This window comes from Pauljensenia sp. 20925_1_25, from assembly GCF_041433955.1.
Lineage (GTDB): Bacteria > Actinomycetota > Actinomycetes > Actinomycetales > Actinomycetaceae > Pauljensenia.
On record NZ_JAPWCL010000030.1, the window covers coordinates 1 to 22,562 of the forward strand.

The 22,562-nt window shown below is 63.6% G+C and carries 19 protein-coding genes; 8 read left to right on the forward strand and 11 right to left on the reverse strand.

All coding sequences use genetic code 11. From position 1 onward, the window contains the following. Window positions 1-489: 489 nt before the first annotated feature. The 3 genes from O3932_RS09975 to O3932_RS09985 all read right to left on the reverse strand — a co-directional run bounded on the left by O3932_RS09975 (window position 490) and on the right by O3932_RS09985 (window position 1,624). Window positions 490-1,158, reverse strand: a complete 669-nt coding sequence (locus O3932_RS09975) for a histidine phosphatase family protein (protein ID WP_371538161.1) — start codon at window positions 1,156-1,158, stop codon at window positions 490-492. A gap of 64 nt (window positions 1,159-1,222) precedes the next feature. Continuing rightward, a complete protein-coding gene (locus O3932_RS09980) occupies window positions 1,223-1,321 on the reverse strand; it encodes a 30S ribosomal protein bS22 (RefSeq protein WP_003792170.1) in 99 nt (32 codons plus the stop codon). Window positions 1,322-1,405: 84 nt separating this feature from the next. Then, a complete protein-coding gene (locus O3932_RS09985) occupies window positions 1,406-1,624 on the reverse strand; it encodes a helix-turn-helix domain-containing protein (protein WP_009648329.1) in 219 nt (72 codons plus the stop codon). A 140-nt stretch (window positions 1,625-1,764) separates the two neighbouring features. Between O3932_RS09985 and O3932_RS09990 the strand changes: the two genes are divergently transcribed. Together O3932_RS09990 and O3932_RS09995 are read left to right on the forward strand one after the other, a co-directional pair. Further along, window positions 1,765-3,327, forward strand: a complete 1,563-nt coding sequence (locus O3932_RS09990) for a TrkH family potassium uptake protein (protein ID WP_371538163.1) — start codon at window positions 1,765-1,767, stop codon at window positions 3,325-3,327. Between the two features lie 80 nt (window positions 3,328-3,407). Next, window positions 3,408-4,085 (forward strand): TrkA family potassium uptake protein, encoded by a 678-nt coding sequence (locus O3932_RS09995; RefSeq protein WP_371538166.1) that lies wholly within the window; start codon window positions 3,408-3,410, stop codon window positions 4,083-4,085. A gap of 118 nt (window positions 4,086-4,203) precedes the next feature. Here the strand turns inward: O3932_RS09995 and O3932_RS10000 are convergent, their stop codons facing one another. The 6 genes from O3932_RS10000 to O3932_RS10025 form a co-directional block, all read right to left on the reverse strand. Further along, a complete protein-coding gene (locus O3932_RS10000; protein ID WP_371538168.1) occupies window positions 4,204-5,838 on the reverse strand; it encodes a hypothetical protein in 1,635 nt (544 codons plus the stop codon). Next, the gene (locus O3932_RS10005; RefSeq protein WP_371538171.1) at window positions 5,835-7,400 is read right to left on the reverse strand and encodes a hypothetical protein; all 1,566 of its coding nucleotides are present in this window, start codon (window positions 7,398-7,400) and stop codon (window positions 5,835-5,837) included. Before O3932_RS10005 ends, O3932_RS10000 begins: the two co-directional genes overlap by 4 nt. Window positions 7,401-7,405: 5 nt before the next feature. Beyond that, window positions 7,406-7,792 (reverse strand): YbaB/EbfC family nucleoid-associated protein, encoded by a 387-nt coding sequence (locus O3932_RS10010; protein ID WP_009648348.1) that lies wholly within the window; start codon window positions 7,790-7,792, stop codon window positions 7,406-7,408. 159 nt (window positions 7,793-7,951) lie between these two features. Beyond that, window positions 7,952-9,385 carry a S8 family serine peptidase gene (locus O3932_RS10015; protein ID WP_371538174.1) on the reverse strand — a complete coding sequence of 478 codons (1,434 nt, stop codon included), beginning with the start codon at window positions 9,383-9,385 and terminating at the stop codon, window positions 7,952-7,954. Further along, window positions 9,385-10,836, reverse strand: a complete 1,452-nt coding sequence (locus O3932_RS10020; RefSeq protein ID WP_371538176.1) for a type VII secretion protein EccB — start codon at window positions 10,834-10,836, stop codon at window positions 9,385-9,387. Before O3932_RS10020 ends, O3932_RS10015 begins: the two co-directional genes overlap by 1 nt. A 3-nt stretch (window positions 10,837-10,839) precedes the next feature. After that, window positions 10,840-12,201: an EsaB/YukD family protein gene (locus tag O3932_RS10025; RefSeq protein WP_371538178.1), complete on the reverse strand. Its 1,362-nt coding sequence runs from the start codon at window positions 12,199-12,201 to the stop codon at window positions 10,840-10,842. A gap of 195 nt (window positions 12,202-12,396) precedes the next feature. Between O3932_RS10025 and O3932_RS10030 the strand changes: the two genes are divergently transcribed. Both O3932_RS10030 and O3932_RS10035 read left to right on the forward strand, forming a co-directional pair. Continuing rightward, entirely contained in the window at window positions 12,397-12,702 is a 306-nt protein-coding gene (locus O3932_RS10030; protein ID WP_009648333.1) for a WXG100 family type VII secretion target, read from the forward strand. 22 nt (window positions 12,703-12,724) lie between these two features. Beyond that, complete coding sequence (locus O3932_RS10035; RefSeq protein WP_009648343.1) at window positions 12,725-13,009, forward strand: WXG100 family type VII secretion target; 285 nt, start codon at window positions 12,725-12,727, stop codon at window positions 13,007-13,009. Between the two features lie 105 nt (window positions 13,010-13,114). Here O3932_RS10035 and O3932_RS10040 read toward each other — a convergent pair whose 3' ends face one another. Further along, on the reverse strand, window positions 13,115-14,317 hold the full coding sequence (locus O3932_RS10040) for an RDD family protein (protein ID WP_371538182.1): 1,203 nt from the start codon (window positions 14,315-14,317) through the stop codon (window positions 13,115-13,117). Then, window positions 14,317-15,738 carry a hypothetical protein gene (locus O3932_RS10045; protein ID WP_034505067.1) on the reverse strand — a complete coding sequence of 474 codons (1,422 nt, stop codon included), beginning with the start codon at window positions 15,736-15,738 and terminating at the stop codon, window positions 14,317-14,319. Before O3932_RS10045 ends, O3932_RS10040 begins: the two co-directional genes overlap by 1 nt. Before the next feature lie 139 nt (window positions 15,739-15,877). On the opposite strand from O3932_RS10045, the gene eccCa reads away from it, so the two are divergent. The 4 genes from eccCa to O3932_RS10065 form a co-directional block, all read left to right on the forward strand. Continuing rightward, window positions 15,878-19,918, forward strand: coding sequence for a type VII secretion protein EccCa (eccCa, locus tag O3932_RS10050; RefSeq protein ID WP_371538185.1), 4,041 nt, complete (start codon window positions 15,878-15,880; stop codon window positions 19,916-19,918). 65 nt (window positions 19,919-19,983) lie between these two features. Continuing rightward, entirely contained in the window at window positions 19,984-20,544 is a 561-nt protein-coding gene (locus O3932_RS10055) for a hypothetical protein (protein WP_009648363.1), read from the forward strand. A gap of 52 nt (window positions 20,545-20,596) precedes the next feature. Continuing rightward, complete coding sequence (locus O3932_RS10060; RefSeq protein ID WP_009648327.1) at window positions 20,597-21,079, forward strand: hypothetical protein; 483 nt, start codon at window positions 20,597-20,599, stop codon at window positions 21,077-21,079. Between the two features lie 36 nt (window positions 21,080-21,115). Then, window positions 21,116-22,562 (forward strand): hypothetical protein (locus O3932_RS10065; RefSeq protein ID WP_371538188.1); only part of this gene is annotated, 1,447 nt, incomplete at its 3' end.

Sequence of the window (22,562 nt, forward strand, 5' to 3'; positions counted from 1 at the left end):
GCCTCCTCATCCGCACGTGAACCCGCTATTCCGAACCTGGGCAACACCGCCCACATGCGGAACAGCGGGTTAACATGCGGAACAGGGGGTTTACGTGCGGAACAGGGGCACAGCCGTACACCAGACCCGCTACATCACACGTGGACCCGCTATTCCGAACCCGGGCCATCTCATCCGCACGTGAACCCGCTATTCCGAGCCTGGGCAACCCCGCCCACATGCGGAACAGCGGGTTAACATGCGGAACAGGGGGTCTACGTGCGGAACAGGGGGCACAGCCGTACACCAGACCCGCTACATCACACGCGAACCCGCTATTCCAAGCCTGGGCCTCCTCATCCGCACGTGAACCCGCTATTCCGAACCTGGGCAATCCCGCCCACATGCGGAACAGGGGGTTAACATGCGGAACAGCAACGGGCGGTCCCGCATGGGGCCGCCCGTCTTGCATGCCTGCGCGCCGCTCACGAGCACTGTGGGCACTGTGCGTCAGCGACGCAGGTCGGCAGCGGAGTCTCCGGGGGTCATGTCCTTGGCGAGGGCGACGAGGTCTGCCGCGGGTTCCGCGTAGGAGGTACCCACGAGCGTCGCGCCCGAAAAGATGAAGGACGTGATGGACGCCAGGGAGCAGTGACGCGACTTGGGCGAGTGGGCCAGCGGCTGGCCGTTGATGAATCGGGTGAGCGTGACAATAGGGTTTTGGTGGGAGACGACCAGGGCCTCGCGGCCGCGTGCTTCGCGCAGGGCCGAGGAGAGGGCCGCGCTCATCCGGGAGGCGACGTCACGGTAGGGTTCGCCCCACGAGGGGCGCAGCGGGTTGCAGTAGTACTTGAAATACTTCGGGTTAGCCAGCATCGCGCGATTGGAGTTCACGGGCAGACCTTCGAAGACGTTGTCCGACTCGATGAGGCGAGGATCGGAGGCAATGCTCAGGCTGTAGGCGGCGGCGGTTGGCGCGGCCGTCAGCTGGGCGCGCAGCAGCGGCGACGAGATGACGCGAGCGATATCCGCACCCGAATCCACCAGATACTGCGCGGCGCGCGCCGCCATCTGATGCCCCAGCTCCGTCAGACCGAAACCGGGCAGACGCCCATACAAAACACCGTTGGGATTCTCCACTTCTCCGTGGCGCATGACGTGAATGATGGTGCGGTCCATAACGCCCAAGTATAGGGCCCCGGATACACGTGAGGCCCGGCCAACAGGCCGGGCCTCCGCTCGCTCACTTCTTGTTGCGACGCTGGTGACGCGTCTTGCGCAGGAGCTTGCGGTGCTTCTTCTTCGCCATGCGCTTGCGGCGCTTCTTGATGACGGAGCCCATGGGGTTCCTCCCTCGTAGTGTGGGCGGCAGAGGTACTACCGCTGGTTGATGATGGGTGCCCGGAACGGGCACATCGTGCCTATACTACCCGCCAATGACGCGAGCCTGGCCACCGGAGTGATCCGACATACCGGCCTGGATCATCTGGGCGACCGCGGCCTCCGGGACTCGGAAGCTCTTTCCAACGCGAATCGCGGGCATTTCACCGCTGTGAATCAATCGGTACACAGTCATCTTAGAGACGCGCATGATGTCCGCCACTTCCGTGACGGTCATAAAGCGCGGCGCCGACTGCTGTTCCATTAATGACTCCCAGTGTGCTCGCGAGGCGCGTTAAACCCGTTCGTTCATCGCTTACGTAGCCTCACGAAATATACTACTGCCCATCCACATGAAAACTGCAACTTTATCCACTTTTGTTGCAGAGTCGTTAAGGAGGTTCGATGGGAGCGGCACGCAAGGGACGCACGCCTCGACCTCAGCCCCCTCGGCTGCGCACTAATCCCGGTGCTACACGGTCCCTGATGCGCGGGCGAGCCACGGCCTCGTCCCACGCCATTTCAGCGGAAACCTTGACTCCACAGCCCTCCCCTGTCGTTCGCCAGGTGCCGGGAGGACCCCGCGGCCCACATCCCCAGGTGCCCACGTCCTACGCTCAGCGTGTGCGCGCGTGGCTGTCCCGGCAGGCCCGCTACTCCCCTGCCAGGCTGGCCCTCAGCACGTTCGCCCTCATCATCGGGGTTATCACCGTGCTGCTCATGTTGCCCATCGCTTCCGCCTCTGACGAGTCCGCTCCCTTCGTCGACGTGCTCTTTACCGCCGTATCAGCTGTGTGCGTGACAGGTCTCACGACGGTGGACACGGCCTCGTATTGGTCCCCCTTCGGGCAGGCTGTCATCGCGGCGGGCATCGTCGTCGGCGGCCTGGGCGTCATGACGCTGGCGTCGATCCTCAGCATCGCGGTGTCCCGACACCTGGGACTCACCCAGCGCATGCTCGCCACCCAGGAGACCGGGACGGGAGCGATGGGCCAGATTTCCACGCTGCTCAAGGCCGTCATCGCGACCTCGCTGAGCATGCAGGCGTTCCTGGCAATCATGTTCCTGCCCCGTTTCCTCACCATGGGTATCGACCCCGCGCACGCCGTGTGGGACGCCGTGTTCATGGCGATCTCCGTGTTCAACAACGCGGGCTTCGTGATTCTTCCCGGCGGCCTCGAACCGCACGTCACCGACTGGTGGATGCTGGTCCCCATCATCTTGGGGACGACTGTGGGCGCTATCGGTTTCCCCGTCATCATGGACGTCGCGAAAAACATGTGGACTCCGCGCCGCTGGCGCCTGCATACGAAGCTGACGCTGTCGACCTATCTGATCCTGGCGTTCATCGGCGCTCTCGCCCTAGCGCTGACGGAGTGGCACAACCCGGCGACACTGGGGGCCGTGGACACTCCCTCAAAGATCCTCAACGCGATGCTCGCGGGCGTCAACTCGCGGTCCTCGGGTATTTCGGCGCTCGACGTGGGTTCGATGCAGTCGCAGACGCACTTTGTGCAGGACATCCTGATGATGATCGGCGGCGGCTCGGCGTCCACGGCGGGCGGCGTGAAGGTGACGACGTTCGCGGTGCTGGTTCTGGCCGTCATCGCCGAGGCCCGAGGTGACCGCGACATCGAGACCTTCGGCCGGCGTATCCCTACATCGACCGTGCGCCTGGCGGTCGCCGTGTCCCTGCTCGGCCTGGCCCTGGTCGCCATCTCCGTCGTCGCACTGCTGACCATGACGGATCACTCGTTGGACATCATCCTGTTCGAGACCGTGTCCGCATTCGCCACCGTGGGCCTGTCTACGGGTATCACGCCTAACCTGCCGGTGGCCGCGAAGTATGTTCTTATCGCCCTCATGTTCGCGGGACGCACAGGCTCGATGACGGTGGCAGCGGCACTCGCGTTGCGTGAACGTTCCCGCGTGATCCGTATGCCCGAGGAGCAGCCGATCATCGGTTGACAGCGCAGTGGCGACTTGTTCGACGAGGCCGTGGCTGGGCACCGTTCGCGTGCGCGGGACGGGGAGGGAAGAATAGAGTCATGGCAGAAGAACGTGACTCAAAGGACCTTCAGTCAGGCACGCTGGTCATCGGATTGGGCCGTTTTGGCTCAGCCGTCGCGGTGACGCAGGACCAGCTGGGGTACGAGATCCTCGCGGTCGAAAAGAACCCCTCGCGCGTGCAGGCCTTCGCGGGCCGTTTCCCCCTGGTCGAGGCCGACGCCACGTCCAAGGATGCGCTGGAGCAGCTGGGCGCACGCGAGTTCCGCAGCGCCGTCGTCGGCGTGGGTTCCTCCTTGGAGGCGGCCGTACTGATCACCGCGAACCTGGTCGACATGGGGATCGCGTCGATCTGGGTGAAGGCGACGTCCTCCCAGCACGGGCGTATCCTGCGCCGTGTGGGTGCCCACCACGTGGTCTACCCCGACCTGGATGCGGGCAAGCGCACGGCGCACCTGGTGGGCGGCCGTATGGTCGACTACATCGAGATGGAGAAGGATGGCTTTTCCATCATGAAGCTGCGCCCGCCCACGGAGGTGCACGGCTTTTCGCTGGAGGAGCTTGACCTGCGCGGCCGCTACGGCGTCAACGTCCTGGCGATTCGCCACCCCAAGCAGCGTTTCGAGTACGCGAATTCGTCGACGCGCATCAACTCCGACGACGAGATCATCGTTTCGGGCGACTCTCGCCTGCTCGAGTACTTCGCGAACCGCCCGTAGTTGCGCTGAGGCGAGCACCCCCGCACGTAGCCGTGTGCGGGGATGCTCGCGCCGTTCTGGAACGAGGCCGGGGCTGGGCCGAGCGAGAGCGCCCAGCCCCAGTTCCCGGCAGATCGTCCTACTTGCCCTTGATCTTGCGAGTCCTGATGTGAGGTCGGCTACCGCCAAAACCACCGGGGTTCGAGGGGTGAGTATTCGGTGTAGCCTTCGGAGGCTGAGGAATCGGAGGCTCAGGCTTCGGAGGCTCAGGCTTCGGAGGCTGAGGAATCGGAGGCTCAGTACGTTTATGTGTCGTCCCCGAGGTGCCCGTAGTCACTGGATTCGTCTTGTTCCCCTGGTTGCCCGAAGTGCTCGAATGCCCCGGATTCGTCTTCTCTTGATGGCCGGTGCCGTTTCCAGAGTGTCCTTGTTCATTCTTGTCGGGTTTGGCGTCGCTGTGGCCGTGCTGTGAACCGCTCTTATCAGGTTTGGCGTCGCTGTGGCCGTGTTGCGAACCGCTCTTATCAGGTTTGGCGTCGCTGTGGCCGTGTTGCGAACCGCTCTTATCAGGTTTGGCGTCGCTGTGGCCGTGCTGTGAACCGCTCTTATCAGGTTTGGCGTCGCTGTGGCCGTGCTGTGAACCGCTCTTATCAGGTTTGGCGTCGCTGTGGCCGTGCTGCGAACCGCTCTTATCAGGTTTGGCGTCGCTGTGGCCGTGCTGCGAACCGCTCTTGTCGTCGGTCTTCGAGTCGCCGGAACCATCGCCCTGATGGGTGAATGTCGGGTCGACGTCAACATCGACGGTTGTCGTTGAGTTGTCATTGTTGATGGTGCCACCATTATTGATGACGCCATTATTGTCTCCACCGACGGCGGTTCCGCCATTGTTTGCGTACACGTTGGTGCCACCAGTCTGACCGTTGCTGGTCACACCACTGTTACCGGTCAGGGGCGACGAGAGATCGGCGGTGGAGGCAGTCGCGCCGCAGCAGCCACCCGCAGGCATCGTGCAATTCGCGCCGATGACCTTGACCTCGTTAGTCAGTCCAGTCTGAATCGAGTCCAGATTATCGAACACACGCTGGATGGACTGCAGCAGCTGGACCAATGCTTGTCCGATCTGCGCAATCGTCACCACCCAGCTCGTAACCTTACCACTGACCTTCGCCCCCTCTACGGGACTAGCAACACCGGCGGTCACGCAGGACCAGAATACGCCGCTGATGCACGTCGCGACTACGTCGGCAATCGCGTCGCGAACGATATCGTGAATCGCATCGACGATGTTTGCTGCATCATTGAGTGTGGTGCTGAAAGAAGAGGCATTCTCGCTCACCGCGCGCATAGCGGAGGAGACCACTTCCTGCCGATGAAGGTAGGCATCTACGGCTTGACCAGCCATGTCAGACATCGCGCTACTTGAGGTGGTGTCGATCTCGTCAGCGACTGATGCCAGCGAGTCTGCGATGGACTGCCAACTATCACTCATACCAAAGACCTCGGCGGAATCACCTGTGAAGTCGTTGAGCATATTGTTGAGCGGGTCCACGTGCTCGAGGATGAAGCTGACTGCCATCTGTCCAAAGAAATCGACAGGGTCTGCCGCCAGGCACATCATTCCGGAACGAGCATTATCAATCATTGCTTGGACCGAAGCAAAGTCGCCGTTGGAAATGTCGACAGCATTGCGATAGATGTCATCGACAACCCCGAGTCCTTCTGTTGCGGTTGAGTTACTCCGGCTGAGGGTGTGCACTGGCGACTGCGCCGTCATTTCTCTACTCCTTCAAACACGAAGCGTCGCAGGGAACGCTCCTCATCTTGACGCTGTCGAGTAAGGAAGGTCTCGATATCCTTATCGCTGTTGCTATCCTGTTTCTCAAAGAGGGAACGAACATCTTCCGCGGCAGAATCGGACTGGGTCTTCGTGAATTCGTCAATCCTCATTGTCTGAGCCTTCTGCTGATCATTGACAAAGGACCGGTAACTTGTCTCCTGAGTTGTGCGTTGCTCGGCCATGAAGGTGTCAAACTCTCGGGTCGTCGCTTGCGGATGTTCCCGAACGAACTGTCGAATCTGAGCTTCTTCGTCTGCACGCTGTCGCGTCAGGAAGTCACTCATTGCATCTTGCTGTTCCTGCTGATTCGTTTCGATCAGGGCTTTGATATCGGTTATATCTTGGTTAGGATGTAGTTCGGCATAGCGCTCGAGCGCTTCGACCTGATCAGCTTTCTGCCGTTCGTAGAACGTCGCAAGATCAGCATTCTCCTCGTTGCGCTGCTTGTCGAGGAATGCCTGAAGCTGATCATCGTCGACAATCATCTTGTCTCCGCCGCCAAGGATGCTGCCTAGGCTGCCGACCCCGTCCTTGCCGTCGGAACCGTCCGATCCATCCTTGCCGTCGGAACCGTCCGATCCATCCTTGCCGTCGGAACCGTCCGATCCATCCTTGCCGTCGGAACCGTCCGATCCATCCTTGCCGTCGGAACCGTCCGATCCATCCTTGCTGTCGGAACCGTCCTTGCCGTCGCTCCCCTTGTCGCCGCGCTTATCATCGTCCTTGGACTTACCATCATCCTCGGATTTATCGTCGCCCTTAGACTTGTCATGATCCTTAGATTTATCGTCGTCCTTGGATTTGTCGTGATCCTTCGACTTGTCATCACCCTCGGACTTATCGTCATCCGCAGACTTGTCGTCGCCCTTGTCCTTACCCTTAGACTTATCGTCGTCGTTGAGTTCGGTCTCAGGTACCTTGTGTTCTCCCTTGGACTTGTCATCATCCGTGGGCTTGTCGGCATCGTTCGGCTCTGTTGCCGGAGCCTTCGACGGATCAACACTCGGTGCCGAGCCACCAGTCCCGGACCCACCTCCGCCAGTCCCGGATCCACCGCCAGTCCCGGATCCACCGCCGCCAGTCCCGGATCCACCACCGCCAGTCCCGGATCCACCACCGGGGGAATAACCACCAGAGTCGGATCCGCCGGAGCCATAGCCTCCGGGACCCGGTGTATTGCCTTCCGGATCGATAGCACTCAGCTCGCTCTTATTGGTGCTTTCGGTCTGGTCCATCTCGTATGCCCACTGCTGGAGACAGGTAACCAAACGATGCTCAGCGCCAGCGAGGTCGCTGATCATCTCGCGCAAATTGTCAATCTGTTTGTTGACGGGAGCCTCGAAGAAGGAACACAGGAAGCCGAAGGCACCGCCGGTCACTTGCCCCTTGGTGGTATCCGCAACGGACACACTCTCGTCAATCGTTGATGCGGAGCTGCTGATCTCCGTTGAATGAGAACGGATACGGCTGGTATCTACTTTGAGGTCGGCACTGGCCATGTCGATCAGCGCCCCAACGAACCGAGGGTGGCGTCGAGGTTATCAAGGTAACCACGCATGAGACCAACCTTGTCGCCGTAGCATTCTGTGGCTCGCTGACGCACGAATTCGCGCATGTTGTTGCCCGCATCAGCATAGGCTTCCATAATTGCCTGCTCAAGGTCGCTGGCTGACCCTTCGAGCGCTTGCTCATCGATCTCGATGTTCACCATGCGACCGTCGGAATTAACCTCGACCTCGATCTCGCTGCGCGAATCATGACCCGTGATGCGAGCCTTCTGCAAGGCTTCTACGAAGTCACGCGCACCCTGAGCTTGACGCTGGGCCTCGTCGATTCGTTCCTGGAGGATTCGCATTGCGTCTTCGGGCGTCTGCCCCATCACATTTACCATATGGTCATCCTAGCCAACTCGACGCCCTCGCGTATGCCCCTTCCCATTTCGCGATAAGTATGTCGTTCGTGCGGATAACAGGACTTATCGACTCGTTCACAATTGGTCCGATGAGGATGCGCGGCGAGTGCCGGGTTCACGCGCGCTTCTCCGCATTCCTCAGAGGTCGTCAGAGTCGGATTCCCTCCGCGCGGGATGTCTGCGCAGGTGGGACAGGATGATAAGTCCTCCCATTGAGGCCGCGCTGAGGACGACGATCCCCGACACGATGGAGGCGCGGATCGTGAGGTTATTGTCGCGATTGAATAGGTTCACTGAGGTGTCGGCGGCACGCCGAGGCAGCGGATGGGCTGCGGTGTCGGGATGGGCGGGGCCAAACCTCGTGCCGATGTCATCGAAAGTGAGCGCGTCGTACGGGGCTGCGATCCCCCATCCGAGTTCGTCGGTACGCGTGTCGGCGGCACCTCGCAGAGCGGTCACCTCCAGGCGGTACTTCCACATGTCGGGGCCCTCATCGGGGTACCGGGAGGCGACGAGGGCTGCGAAGCCACCCGCGTACGCGGCCGCGTAGGAGGACGAGGGCTGTGGTGTCGTCCCCGCATACCCGCCGACCAGGCAATCTGCTTGGTCGAACCAGGTCGTGTGGATGACGGCTGCGGGCACGGCCAGAGACACGTGCGAGCCGTGCACCTGCTCGTCTGAAGCAGAGCCGTCGGCATTCGTTGCTGTCACGCCGAGAACCCCGTCGTATGCCGCAGGGTAGACGACCTGACCGGTGGTCTGTTCCTGGTACGTGTTGCCGGTTGATGCAACGATCAGCGAGCGTCCGCGTACCGACTCGACGGCAGCTCGCAGGTCCGGGTCGTCTTCGGGGGTGGACTGGGCGACGACGATGATCTGGGCACCGTTGTCGGCAGCCCACCGGATTCCGCGCGCCAGGCGCTGCACGGAGCTTTCCTCACCCTGTCGCTGATGTGCCCCGGGGGCTGGATCAAGGCCCGTCTCGACGCGCACGGGCAAGACGAGGGATTCGGGGGCCACGCCGACCAGGCCGGACCCCTTCGCGGAGGGCAGTTCACGGGCGGCTATCGCGCCGGCGATGGCCGTGCCGTGTTCGCCCTTGTCGACGCGCCCGTCGGTCCCTTCGCCGCTCAGATCAGTTCCGGGCAGCACGACGGTAGGATCACCGAAGTTGAAATGTTCGTTATCGGCGGCGACCCCTGAGTCGACAACAGCGACGGTCACGCCCGAACCGCGCGAGATGTCCCATGCGCGGCGCACGCCGACCTGATCGAGGATCTCAGGGGGTGCCTTGATATAGATGGGCGAGTTCTCCGGGCAGGTCTGGTCCGCCGACGTCGCCGTCGGTGCAGGCGACGGGGTATCCGTGGGAGGACCGCTTGGCGTGGGGCGCACGCTTGGCGTCGGCGACGGGTCCGCGTGCGCGACTGAGGGTGCCAGCGCTATGCCCGCCCCGGCCTCGTCCGTGGAGAAGGCCACCGGAGTAACGACGGGAGCCAGGGCCAGGCCCGCTGCGAGGACCCCACCGGCGAGGCACCGGCGCATCCTCCGGGAACGGGAACGCGTGCTCATCACGACAGCCCGACGGACTCGGCGGCGGCCTGGGGGGTCATGTCTGTGCCGCTCGGGATGAGGAGCGCCCAAGCCTCGGGGATGACGACGGCATCGGACTGAGCCCAGCCCAGGGCGTTGATGGATGCGCTTGGCACTGTCCCGAGTGAGTGGATGTAGCCCATGTCGGACACGAAGGCGTAGGCCGCCGCCCGTCCACCGCCGGACGTGATGGCGACGAGCGCCCCGGAGCCGCCCGCAACGGTCGCGGCGCGCGTCATGGTGGGGCCGGACGGGGAGGACACTGACTCGGCGTCATAGGCTGCCTGGACGGCGCGTTGCTTGGGCATGACGCCGAGCGTGATTGTCGGGGAGGCGCGGTCAACGGTGGACATGCGCGCGCACAGCGAAGTGCGGGTCTGCGCATCCGCCTTCGGGTCGGCCCATTCGACGTTCGCGAAGTTCTCGTAGGGAGGCCAGTCCTCGCCGATGAAGTCGGCGTGGACGGGTGTGACGTCCTTGAACATGTCCGTCGAGAAGGACTTGGTGGGCGGCGCGTCCTGGTAGAGGCGCGAGGCCGTGGAGTTGAAGACTGCGAGTTGGGAGGAGGAGATAACCAGGTAAGAGTTGAGGACCTCTCCGCTGGAGTTCATCTGTTGGATGACGGTTCCGACCGTCAGGTTCTCGTTTTTGAGAGGACCGGGCAGGTCAGTCGCCGGCTGCCCGTGGCCGGGGATGTCGTAGTAGCTCCACGGCTTGAGGGGCGTGCCCGCGGGAAAGAGTTCGGCCCACTGCGGTTCGACTTCGACGGGGTATCCGATCCGGTTTTGGAAGGAGAGCGCCCAGTCGCCGAGGCGACTGTCGGTTTCGTCGATGAGGTATTTCTTGTGGGTGGTCGCGTCCACGTAGTAGGTGGTGGTGCCGTGATCGGGGCTGACCAGCGCGGACGTGACGTTTTGCAGCGGAAAGCTGTCGGCGGGAAGGGACTGGGCGACCCACGTGTGGTAGGTGTCGTCGAGGTCGCACGAGAGCCACGTGGTCGCCAGCTGCGCGGTAGCCGGCACGTCGTCGGGGACCTGTGCCAGGCCGATTTGGGCACCGCGCGGAAGATTCATCAGGGACGAGGCACTGGCTGAGATGACCGTCAGGCCGGATTCTTGCGCGAGGAGCCTGGCCGTCGTCACGTTCGAGATCGGGTGCAGGACGCCGTTGGCCCAAAAGTAGCGGGATCCCGTGGATGTGACGTCGACGAGCACGTAGTTGGACGCAGTCAGGTCGGGATTGGGGTTGAAAAAGCGAATACCGACACCAACGACGCACATGATGATGGCGACGACTGCGCCGAACAGGAGCGGACGCACGGGCGAGGGCGTGTCGACTTCACGACCGCCTGGGGTTCCCGAGGTGAAGGCGGTGATCAGGCGAACGCGGTTAAAGCGCTGTGCTTCGAGGATGTCTTTGCTTGATGGCATGGGTCAGCCCCAGAGGTAGACGGCCAGGGGAATGAGGACGAAGAGCGACAGGACCGATAGCGTGTCCGCGAGGCGTGTCATGTGGGGGCGCGCACGAGGCCCCACGACGTTTGTGATGACCAGGACCAGGGCGGTACCGACCGCGATGACTGTGATCCACGATAGGATCGTCGCGTCCGCACGGGTGGCCAGGACCGCTGCTATGAGGATCGTGATCAGGCCCGTGAGGGCGCCGATGAGTACCTCGACGCGGGCGCGGATTGAGCGAGTCTGAAGGACCAGGGACACTGATCCCAGAAGGATGAGGATGAGGGGGAGGACGATGGACTTCGTCCCCGTGGCCGTCATCATCGAGACCGTCAGGAAGATCGCGGCGAGCGCGCCGCCGACGCGCAGGGATACGACGAAGACAAAGGAGGTGCTGACCTGGTCCATGATTCCTTGGGCCGGGATCTGTTCGGTTGTCTTCGCGTCCAGGATGCGCACCGGGATGTGGGCCAACGCCACCCACGGTGCCAGCTGGAGGAGGACGACGATCAGGGCAAAGAGGAGCGCGGACACGCCGACCTGGGACAGGTTGCCGAAGTGAACCAGCAGGCCCGTCGCGGTGACAACTGATCCGACTACGAGGGGCGCGGCGACCGAGATACGGTAGCGCCCCGGCAAGGTCAGGGCCGCGACCGATCCAATGAGGATGCCGACACCGATCGCGATCCATCCGGCACCGTCCCACTGGGTCTGTGTGAAGCGCAGGGCGGCGGCGGCAGTCAGGACGGGCACCGTGTGTGCCAGGGCGATGCCGCTCGGCCCCGGGTTCTTGCGCGTAACCACGGCGGAGGTGCCCATGACGAGCAGCGCGGACACCACGCCGATTGCGCCGTTGATGTAGTTGAGGAGGGCAACACGCCCAGGCTGTAGGGCGGCGATGGCGTCCGGGGGTGTCGTCGCCAGGAGGATCGCGGCGACAAACACAAGAGCCGCCGCAGACAGGCATGCAAGCGTCCGCGCGTCGCTTGAGGTCCAAGGGGTGGACACCTGCTCAACTACCTGCCCGACTGCTTCCGTGAGGTCGTCGTAGACCATGTCGGCCACGCCTTCACCGAGGGGTTCGAGCAGGAGCGAGGCACCGGCGCGGACACCCTGAGCAGACAGGGATGCCGACTGGTCGAGTGAACGCCCCGATGCGGTTCGGACTGCGAAGCCGTCATTTGTGCCCGTATCTGCACGGGCACCGATCACGTCGACCAACCCCGGCAGCAGTTCCACGAGGGGAACAGACTGTGGAACTGTGACGTCGCGACGCTCCATACCGTAGGTAATCGTCAGCGGAATTAACGCCACTCCACGAACTGTTTTCGTTGCCATAGCAGTTCCTCCCGGCGACATTTGACAGGCTCAGCGGCTCAGTACCATAACCCACATGAGTCTATCTTTCCGGTCAGACTCTGTCCTAATTTTTGAAGAACACTAACATTTTCAGTCAAAACGCGGTTAGTATTCATTTATTCTCATACTCTCGAGCACCCGCACGAGAACCCACTTGAACAAATGGAGGTTCACATGGCAGACCAGAGGCTTGATGACGGCGCCCTCAAGGAGGGATACGACAAGGTCGAATCTATCAAGGCTGACATCGATGGCCACATCGCCCGCCTTGAGGGTGACCTGTCGACCATCGGCGATAACTGGAAGGGCGATGCTGCCGCACAGTTCCAGCAGCTGATGACTCAGTGGCACGAGAACGCTGACAAGCTCAACAACGCACTCCAGGACCTCGCTGACAATCTGAGGGGCACCGACGCGTCGATGGCGCACACCGAGTCCGACGCGCAGAGTTCGATCTCGGCGATCCTCGCCGGAATGTGATTGAGGAAGGTAGGAGATAGACATGGCTGATCAGCAGGTAAATTACAGCGCACTTGACGCGGCTGCAGCAGACATCAGGAGCGGTTCGTCGAACCTGCAGAGCTGCATCGATGACCTTGAGTCCACACTGAACCGGCTGCGTGCAAGCTGGGAAGGCGCAGCGCAGGAAGCCTACGATGCCGCTCAGGTGAAGTGGAACGAGGGTCTGGACGGTCTGAAGGACGTCCTCGATAGGACTTCCAACGCTGTCGATACTGCGAACTCCAACTACCAGCAGACGGACCAGGCCAACGCCAACCGTTTCTGATTTCTAACACGCCGGCGCCGCGCGCCCGGTGACTTACTCCCCGGAAGTTGGGCTGACATTCAGTTCCTTCTTCCGGGGAGTGTTGTATGAGTTGTGGCTTGGGCCTCACATGTTGTCTGCGTCGGCGTGGACGATGGTGGCGCGCCGCTCGCCCAGGATGATTTCGGTGCCCACAGGCACTTCGATGGCCTTGCCACCAGCCAGCGTGGCGATGCGCCCGTCGGGGGTGCGGATCTGCGTCCCGTTCGCGGAAAACAGGTCCTCGAGCCACGCGCCGTTGGCGGTGGGTCCCAGGCGCAGGTGCGTGCGCGAGAGGGACAGGGTCGTGTCGGGGACGTGGACAGCGCGCGAGCCGTCGTCGGATACGGGAGAGCGCCCGATCGCCAGGGGCGCGTCGATCAGTTCGCACTGGCCGGAGTCGAAGATGATCCACAGCACGGGACTCGACGAGGCCGGTGCGGGGGGACGAGGGACTGCGCTGACAGCCGTGGGATTCGGGAGGCCACCAGAACGCGCTCGCGTGGGCGGGGCTGCACCGACAGCCGTGGGATCCGGGAGTCCCGTGTTCCGCAGCGCGGGATTCGGCGGCGGTGCAGGTGCGCGGCTGCGCATCGCCGAAGGCAACGGGGCCAGGTGAGGCCTGGGAGCCGTCATGGGTGAAGGAATAGCTGGGCCGACCGAAGTGAAGGAGGGCGCAGCGGAGTGCGAAACCTCGGGAGGGGACGGCAGGGGCGCTACGGGGAGCGACACCTCGGGGGGCGTCGGAAGAGGAGCGGTCGGCTCCGGGAGTTCACCGGGCGGGCTGGACTGGACGCTTTCAAAGCCGCTGGAGGCGTGGGCGGAACGGGCGCGTTCGAGGCTCTCGCTGGCCTGATCAGAGTGAGTGAGCGCAAGCGCCGCATGCGCGCGCAGATCGACCAGGCGAGTACCGGTCGGGCCGGTGAGCCAGGTCCGCCCGTCGCGGACCATGGTCAGGGCGGCGAGGGGTCCGATAAGCGTCACCTGGAGCAGCGCGGTGAGCGCGGTGTAGCCCGCCGCCGCACCGAGGGAGGGCGTCTGCGCATCGTCGCTGTCGCGGATGAGACAGACGCGCATGGCAGCCATGCCGGGGGTACGCCCGCTCGCACCGAGCATGATAGCGGAAGCAACCACTGCCTCGGCGCTGATGAGAGTGATCGTCAGGGGCGTGAAGTACACGAACCAGGTGGCTCCCATGAGTGTGCCGAGGATGAGCAGGTCAATGATGTAGGCACCGATGAGGCGTGAGGCGGGAGCGGGGGCGAACCGAGTCGTTGTGGTGTCTGGCATTACAGGACCGCCCTCCAAGCGAACGCGAATAGTCCCGAGGCCACGACTGCCGCGGGGGGAAGTGTGAAGATACTGAAGTTTTGGACGGCATCGAGGATGGTGCCGACGAGGGCGGCGTACCCCTTGGACACATACAGGTTCGCCCAAGCGGCTATCGCAACGCCGACGAGGACCAGGATCGCAACGGGGACCATGGGATACAGGCCGACAGGGCCGCTCCAGGATTGGACCCACGCGCCAAAAAGGAAGGCGCACGCGAGGCTGGCCGCGCAGAGTCGGGGGAGGATGCGTCCGGCGTGGCTGCGGGTGGCGCGCGGAACCGTCAGCAGGGCAGTGATGGCCACGATGACGAGAATGAAACCGGGCAGCCCTCGGCCCATGCTCATCGCGGGGGTGACCGTGTGGGCCAGGGGGATGCCCCCGACGAGGACGAAGAGGGAGGCAGCGACGAGCAGCACGGTGTTGCGGGCGCTGGTGTAACTCAGAACGGTGGCGATGCGCTCGCCGGTCAGGGTGCTGGGGGCTGACGCGGGGGGCTGACGAATGCGCGAGGCGATGGTCTGGAGGCTGGCGGAGTCGATGAGCTGATTGTCGGGCACGCGCAGCGCCAGGCGTGGGGACATGAGGAACAGGAGGACGCCGATCATGACAGCAAGGGGCGCGATGTCGATGAGGGCGAAAAGCGGGTAGGCGTGGATCGTGACGAGCAGGGTCGCCGCGCCCCACGCGATGATCGCGCTGAGCGCGGAGGGGGCTCCCGTGAGAGAAGCGACGGCGAGGGTGACGATGAGCGCACTCCAGACGCCAACGACGGGGGCGACGGACAGCGCATGAATACCAGCCAGTGGGACGAGGCCGATCATCGAGTAGCCGACCAGTGCGGGCAGGAGGAGGAGCATGATGGGGTGGCTTCGCACACGGCGTGAGCAAAACAGCGGGGTGGTGGCACCGATCATGCAGACGAGCGCGCACAGGCCGCGTGCCCACACCGGGATGGACGAGGCCGCGCGAGCCCAGGCGGGTCCGTCCTCCGCGTAGGTGAGTTCCCGGAGGGCGGCGTCGCCCAGCGTAGGCAGCAGGCACAGGGCGCTAGCAGCCGCGAGGAGCAGGAAACTGAAGCCGACCAGGGCCAGGACCGGGGAGAGCCACTGATTCTCCTGGCGCGCCGAGGCCTCGTTCACCTGCTGCGCGGACAGGACGCGGCTGGACAGCGCGATCACGGATCCGGCGGCGAGGTCACGTCCGAGGACAGCGCCGCCGCTGAGGGGGCGCCCGTCGGCGTAGGAGAGGCGCACGGAAGGTTCCGTCAAGTCGATGGCGAGCATCGCGCACAGCCCGGCGACGGTGGTCCCCGCGGGGGCAGCGATATCGGAGGCACCATCGGAGTCAATGACGGTCACGGACACCATGGTGGTGCTCATGAAACCTCCGATCGTTGAGAACACAGCAGTGCCCAGTGTAGTGCACCAACGCTAACCGAAGGTTCAAAATTGTGAGGGTGCTCGGCTAGACTGGCAGCAGCCGTATCGAACACTGACGCGCGCGGCGCGAGGAGAGTTGATGGTGACACGCAAAAATTGGCGCACTGCCAAGATTCCGGAGCATCCCTCCGGCGTCCTTGACCTGCAGATGCCGCCGGAGAAGGCAGAGCCTGCATCCGTGGGCAACGTCCTCATGATGCTCATCCCCATGCTGGGTTCGACGGGCGTCATGGTGTTCATGGCGGTGCAGAACGGCGGGACGCGCTCCATGATGATGGGCGGCGGCATGCTCGTCGCCATGCTGGGCATGGTCGGCTTTAACATCTTTCGCCAGCTTAATCAGCATCGCAACACCGTCAAGAATCAGCGCCACGAGTACCTGTCGTACCTGGCGGAGACTCGCGAGTCCGTACGTAAGGTCGCGAAGAAGCAGCGCGCCTACTACAGCTGGGTGTATCCCTCCCCCGACGCGCTGGTGACGCTGGCATCGAATGGATCGCGCCTGTGGTCGCGTGAGGGCAGCACCGTCAACGTGTTGGCGTTCCGTTATGGAAGTGGTACGCAGCCCCTCGGGTTGGTGTTGAAACGTCCTCCCATCGATCCGCTGACGGAGTTGGACGTCGTGTGCCTGGCTGCGCTGGAGCGTTTTGTGGCTGTCCACGACCACACGGATAACGTCGGCAAGTTCTTGTACTTAGGCGATTACAGCCATATCGCGGTCATCGGCGCGGGCGAGAACGCCTACGACGAGATGCGCGCCATTATGATGCATCTGGCGTGCTTCATCGAGCCGTCAAAGCTCAAGATCGCGGTCCTGTGTTCCGCGGATCGGCTGGGCGACTGGGAGTGGGTCAAGTGGATGCCGCACGCCCGTTCATCGGTCGTCGCCGACGCGGTTGGTCCCGGTCGCATGATTTCGACGGATTCAACCGAACTGGCCGAAATGATCGGTCCGGACATCGCGATGCGCGGAGCGTACCGCCGAGGCGAGGACATCGCTGAGTGGCCCCACCTCCTTCTCGTGTGTGACGGCGCTGAATTCCCGTCTTCCTCACCCTTCGGCTCGGCGGCCGGGGTTCGCGGCGTGACCATCATGAGCCGGGTCCGCGAGTGGACGCCGATGACATCGCACACGGCCCTGCGCCTCGTCGTCCGCCCCGGGCAAGAACATGACGGCGGGAACGTCGTCGACGTGGTGACGATGGATTCGCTTCCCGAGACGGCCCGCGCCGACCGCTTGACGGCGATTCAGGCGGAGGCTATCGCCCGGCGCATGACGCCCTTTACGTCGCAGCAGAGTCTGGAGGACACCGAGGAACCCGTGGGCCGCTCGGATGTGTCGCGCCAGAAGGACCTCATGGAGCTGGTGGGCATCGGCGACATCCGCGACTTCGACCCGGAGAAGCAGTGGGTCCGCCGCGAGGGGCGTGCGCGCCTCGCCGCCCCCTTCGCGGTGACACCGGAGGGTAAGCCCGTGGTCCTGGATATTAAGGAATCCGCCCAGCAGGGTATGGGTCCGCACGGCTTGCTGATCGGCGCGACCGGTTCGGGTAAGTCCGAGGTGTTGCGCACCCTCGTGCTGGCCCTGGCCCTCACCCACTCTCCGGAGCAGCTGAACCTGGTTCTCGTCGACTTTAAGGGTGGCGCGACTTTCGCGGGTATGGCGGATCTGCCGCACGTGTCGGCCATGATTTCGAACCTGGAGTCGGAGCTCACCCTCGTCGACCGTATGCAGGACGCCCTCCAGGGCGAGATGGTGCGCCGCCAGGAAATGCTGCGCATGGCGGGTAACTATGCGAACGTGTCCGATTACGAGGCGGACCGCCTGGCAGGCAAACACGGGTATCCGCCGCTGCCCGCCCTGTTCATCGTCCTGGACGAGTTCACGGAAATGCTCATGGCCAAGCCGGAGTTCGGCGAGGTCTTCATCATGATCGGTCGTCTGGGCCGTTCCCTGTCGGTGCACTTGCTGCTGGCCTCGCAGAAAATGGACTTGGGCAAGGCGCGCGGCCTGGAGTCGCACCTGTCCTACCGCATCGCGCTCAAAACTTTCACGGAGGGCGATTCGCGCGAGGTTCTGGGCATCACGGACGCCGCGAAGCTGCCCCCGCTGCCCGGTTCGGGCTTCCTGAAAGCGGGCGGGGACGGCCTCGTTCGTTTCCGCGCGTCCTACGTGGCCGCTCCCCCGCCGCCGCGCACGCTCGCTTCCCTGGCCGAGGCCTCGACGGCTGGCGCTCCGAGCGCTCCCATCGAGATCCTGCCGTTCACGGCCGCGCCCGTCATCACACGCGAGGACCGCGGCGACACGGAGGAAGTCGACCAGAACCAGGAAGTGGTCCTGGCGGGCGACGAGGTCTGGGACGACATGTCCGAGATGGACATTGCCGTGGCGAAGATGAAGGGCAAGGGGTACCCGGCCCACCAGGTGTGGCTGCCGCCCTTGGAAACTCCGGATACCTTCGCGACCCTCATGCCGGACTTGGGGCCCGACCCCGAGTTCGGCTACGTATCGCGCGCGTGGCGCGAGGCGGGCACACTGCGTGTCCCCCTGGGCACGGTCGACCTGCCGCTTGAGCAGCGCCGCGAGACCCTGGTCCTGGACCTGTCGGGGGCGGGCGGTAACTTCGCGCTGGTCGGCGGACCGCAGACGGGCAAGTCAACGGCACTGCGCACGATCGTGCAGGCCCTGTCACTGACCTACACGCCCCAGGAGGTCCAGTTCTACGTGATGGACTTCGGCGGCGGCACCTTCGCAGGCTTTGCGGGTGCCCCGCACGTGGCGGGCATCGCGACGCGCGACACCGAGGAGGTGCGCACGCGTATGCTCGCCGAGCTTGCGGCGATCCTGGATGATCGCGAGCGTTACTTCCGCCAGCGTGGCATCGATTCGATGGATACCTACCGGCGTGGGCGTGCCGCGGGCCGCTACGACGACGGCTACGGCGACGTGTTCCTGGTGATCGACGGCTGGGGCGCGCTGCGCTCCGAGTTCGATAGCCTGGACCGCCATGTGACGACGATGATGAGCCGCGGCCTATCGCTGGGTGTTCACCTCATCATCGCTGCGAACCGATGGATGGATATCCGCGCGGACGCGCAGGATATTTTCGGTTCTCGGTTAGAACTGCACACGGCGAATCCGAAGGAGTCGATCATCAACCGTCAGGGAGCTGCGCGTATCCCGAAGGGACGCCCCGGTCGTGGTATCGACATGGCGGGACACGAGATGATGATTGGCCTGCCGCGCGCCGATGAGGAGCCGGATCCGACAACCGTGTCGCAGGGCGTGGCCTACACGGTCAACAAGATTCGTGAGCACCTGGTGGCCGGCGAGGGGCCAAAGCTGCGCCTGCTGCCCGAGCAGATTACGCTCGAGGACATCCTGTCTCAGCTGCCTAAGCAGCACATCCTGCCGCGCGGCGGCGGCGACATGATCCTGGGTCTGGAAGAATCACGCCTGGGGCCGCTCCTGTTCAACACGCGCACGGACTCGCACCTGTATCTCTTCGGGGATGCGAAGACGGGCAAGACGTCGTTCCTTCGCTCGATCATTTCGGAGATCACGCGCCTGTACACGCCGCGCGAGGCAAAGATCATGGCGATCGACATGCGCCGTTCCCTGTTGGGCGCGGTCCCGGAAGAGTACACGCTGCGCTACGTAACGAATCATCAGGATGCGATGAAGCAGATGCGTGAGGTCGCGCAGTTCATGCGCACGCGTCTGCCGGGTTCGGATGTGACGCCGGAGCAGATTCGCAACAGAAACTGGTGGTCGGGTCCCGAGCTGTGGGTCCTGGTGGACGATTATGACCTGGTGGCAACATCGTCGGGTAACCCGCTGATGGATCTGTTGGACCTGCTGCCGCAGGCGGGCGACATCGGCCTGCACGTCATCATCACGCGCCGCATGGGCGGCGCGTCGCGCGCGACCTACGAGAAGGTCCTGCAGATGATGAACGACCTCGCGGTGACGGGCATCCTCTTGTCCGGTAACCCACGCGAGGGCGCGGTCATCAACGGCGTCAAACCGAAGCGATCGATCCCCGGCCGCGCGCAGGTCGTGCACCGCGAGCTGGGAGTTGTGGGCGCGCAGATGACGTGGACGCCTCCACCGTTCTAACAATGCCTTGACATGCCAGGCCGTTCGTTGCCTATGATTGACCAGTCTGAAAGTAGGAGATATTCATGCCCCCTATTGCTTCTCGTCCCGCCCTGGCGGTGGCGTCGCTTCTCGTCATCGCGACAACGCTGACCGCGTGTTCTCCAGTTTTCTCCTGGAAGGGGGATCGCAAGGATGCGTCCGGCTCTAACGCCGATATTTCCTCGATGCAGAACATTCCGGAGGGCATCAAGCAGGACCTCATCAACCAGCAGAACGCCGCCTCCGGCAAGGAGAAGAAAGCGATCGGCGCAAAGGCGGCGGCCCTGAACAACATGGTGGGGACCCAGCTGGTGGGCACCGATCCCTACTCGATTGCGGATCAGCAGTTCACACTCAATCCCGAGGGAACGATTGGGGTGGACAAGGAACAGAAAATCTACCCCCTCATGTCGGCCACGGACTTTTGGCGCCTGGGCCAGGACACGTACGACCTGTGCGTGGAGCAGGACTGCCAGTACTACTCCTCGTGGACGGTCGACGTGGAAGGCAGCGGCAAGAACGTCACGTACGTGTGGACCATGAAGATCGACGGACCCGAGCAGCCGCCTCAGCCGCTGGTGCGCCGCTTCAAGGTCGCCAACTGAGCGGCCGGCCAGCGACGACTATTCTGCGAGAATTTCCCGTAAGGAGAACCTGATGGTTGATCAAGCGTATGACGACGCGAAGCAGCAGCAAGCGGATCCGTATATGCAAGAGACCATGGACGCGATGACGACCTCGTCGCTGTCCAGCGCCTCGCTCAGTTCCGCTCAGACCGCGGCCGCGTGGGGATTCGAGGAGGGTCCTTCCGCTCTGGGTAGCAGCGCGGGAGCCTTGTTTTCATCGGTGTCGGACCTGCTCGCCAAGGAAAACGACCTGATCTCTGTGTTCGAGACGAACGTGAAGCTGGCGTCGGAGAGCGTCAAGCAGAACGAGTGGGATAACCAGCAGGCCCTGGCGCAGGTGACCAGTGCCCTGGACAACGTGGCCAGGTCGCCACAGGCGCAGGCCCTGCTGGATGACCTGGTTCAGAATGGCTACGTGAAGCCGCAGGAAGGCGCCTCCGGCGCGGAGACGGGTGGTGGATCACCTTCCGAAACGGAAAACGGTGAGGCGTACAGCGATTCTACGACTTTCTAGCCCGTTCACGAACCTTTTCTGTAAAGGACCATTACGATGATATTCTCACCGAACTACCTGCGTTTGCTCACCTTCATGGCCGCGGCGCGCAACAACCGGGGGCTGGATGCCTGGGAGAAAGACCACCAGACGACGCTCGACGGCTTCGACGACGCTATCGCGCGTTTGACCAGTTTTCGAGATGGTCATGGGTTCACGGGCGAGGCGGCCACCGCGATGAACGCGTGGGTGGATTCCTCAATTAGCCGCATTCAGGCGTATAAGGCCAGCTACGAGAACGGCTACAACGCGTATGACACGGGTCGACAGGTGATGCAGGCGGCGTTGGCGGAGGCCGAGACGCTCTCTCCAAATTTGTTGGATGAGAAGACTGCGGCGATGCGTGACGACTGGTTCGTGGTAATCCCCGAGTCCGAACCAGGCGGCGGCTTTACCGGCCTGGGCCAGCGTTTCACGAGCGGGGAGGCATACGTTGAGGCGGTGGAGGCTCAGGCTAATGCTCAACGTGAGGCTGCTGCCCAGCGCATCTTGGATGAGCTGAACGCCCATACGACTTCTATCAACAAGGACATGAAAGACGAGACCGCGCTGAGCGAAAGAGACCTACAACGTGGCATCCTCAATGAAGGACCTGGATCCAATACCGCAGGCGGTAACGGAGCCGGGTTGCCGTGGAGCCGTTCCGCTGCGGACGGTTATGGTCGCGGGACCGGGCGCGACAGTTCGTCGGGCGAGTATCCGGGTGGTTTTGATCAGCCGTGGTGGAGTGAGGCGGACGCGGCGGCGGCGCACAACCGCATTATTTCTTCGGGGGCTGTGCCCACCCAGGAGCCGGCTTACGGTGAGCCGGGGTCGCGCACGAATCCGATCACGGACCCGCAGGACCTTATGGACACGGACCTGCTGCACACGCGCGTGAACGGCACGACCTACCGCAATGGTGTCATCGGCGGTCACACGCCGGCCCCGGCGGCGGATGCGCATCACCCCCTGTGGCGCCTCAACGGCGGACCGGCCTCCGACGCCTCGTCGGCGGGGCGTATGGGGGGTGCGGGCGTGCTGGGCGCGGGGGCGTTGGGGCTGCGCGGCGCGGCCCGCTTGGGTACCCCGGGTGCCGGCGGGGCTGGCGCGGGGGCCTCCGCCTTGAGGACCGGTTCCTATTCTGGTTCGGGTTTTGGCTCCTACACTCCGCCTGCTGCCACGAGCACCGCGGGCGTGACTGGTGCCCCGGGCGCGGTTGGTGCCCCGGGCGCGGTTGGTGCCCCGGGCGCGTCGGAGGCGGGCGGGGCGGTCGCAGGTACCGCTGGTCGTAGCGCTCCTGCGGGCGGCCTCATGGGCGGCGCGGGTGCCGGGGCGGGCGCGACCGGTAAGGGGGACAAGAAGTCCCGCAAGCGCAAGTATGTGCCCTTTGTTGTCACCGACGACGAGGACGACGCGCACGCAGGGTACGTGAACCCCCTGTCGCAGACGTACGGGTCGGATC

What these genes read in the sequence shown, in the direction of transcription:
- O3932_RS09975 (WP_371538161.1), bottom strand. Translation starts at nt 1,158, where the DNA reads ATGGACCGCACCATCATTCACGTCATGCGCCACGGAGAAGTGGAGAAT.
- O3932_RS09980 (WP_003792170.1), bottom strand. Translation starts at nt 1,321, where the DNA reads ATGGGCTCCGTCATCAAGAAGCGCCGCAAGCGCATGGCGAAGAAGAAG.
- O3932_RS09985 (WP_009648329.1), bottom strand. Translation starts at nt 1,624, where the DNA reads ATGGAACAGCAGTCGGCGCCGCGCTTTATGACCGTCACGGAAGTGGCG.
- O3932_RS09990 (WP_371538163.1), top strand. Translation starts at nt 1,765, where the DNA reads ATGGGAGCGGCACGCAAGGGACGCACGCCTCGACCTCAGCCCCCTCGG.
- O3932_RS09995 (WP_371538166.1), top strand. Translation starts at nt 3,408, where the DNA reads ATGGCAGAAGAACGTGACTCAAAGGACCTTCAGTCAGGCACGCTGGTC.
- O3932_RS10000 (WP_371538168.1), bottom strand. Translation starts at nt 5,838, where the DNA reads ATGACGGCGCAGTCGCCAGTGCACACCCTCAGCCGGAGTAACTCAACC.
- O3932_RS10005 (WP_371538171.1), bottom strand. Translation starts at nt 7,400, where the DNA reads ATGGCCAGTGCCGACCTCAAAGTAGATACCAGCCGTATCCGTTCTCAT.
- O3932_RS10010 (WP_009648348.1), bottom strand. Translation starts at nt 7,792, where the DNA reads ATGGTAAATGTGATGGGGCAGACGCCCGAAGACGCAATGCGAATCCTC.
- O3932_RS10015 (WP_371538174.1), bottom strand. Translation starts at nt 9,385, where the DNA reads ATGAGCACGCGTTCCCGTTCCCGGAGGATGCGCCGGTGCCTCGCCGGT.
- O3932_RS10020 (WP_371538176.1), bottom strand. Translation starts at nt 10,836, where the DNA reads ATGCCATCAAGCAAAGACATCCTCGAAGCACAGCGCTTTAACCGCGTT.
- O3932_RS10025 (WP_371538178.1), bottom strand. Translation starts at nt 12,201, where the DNA reads ATGGCAACGAAAACAGTTCGTGGAGTGGCGTTAATTCCGCTGACGATT.
- O3932_RS10030 (WP_009648333.1), top strand. Translation starts at nt 12,397, where the DNA reads ATGGCAGACCAGAGGCTTGATGACGGCGCCCTCAAGGAGGGATACGAC.
- O3932_RS10035 (WP_009648343.1), top strand. Translation starts at nt 12,725, where the DNA reads ATGGCTGATCAGCAGGTAAATTACAGCGCACTTGACGCGGCTGCAGCA.
- O3932_RS10040 (WP_371538182.1), bottom strand. Translation starts at nt 14,317, where the DNA reads ATGCCAGACACCACAACGACTCGGTTCGCCCCCGCTCCCGCCTCACGC.
- O3932_RS10045 (WP_034505067.1), bottom strand. Translation starts at nt 15,738, where the DNA reads ATGAGCACCACCATGGTGTCCGTGACCGTCATTGACTCCGATGGTGCC.
- eccCa (WP_371538185.1), top strand. Translation starts at nt 15,878, where the DNA reads ATGGTGACACGCAAAAATTGGCGCACTGCCAAGATTCCGGAGCATCCC.
- O3932_RS10055 (WP_009648363.1), top strand. Translation starts at nt 19,984, where the DNA reads ATGCCCCCTATTGCTTCTCGTCCCGCCCTGGCGGTGGCGTCGCTTCTC.
- O3932_RS10060 (WP_009648327.1), top strand. Translation starts at nt 20,597, where the DNA reads ATGGTTGATCAAGCGTATGACGACGCGAAGCAGCAGCAAGCGGATCCG.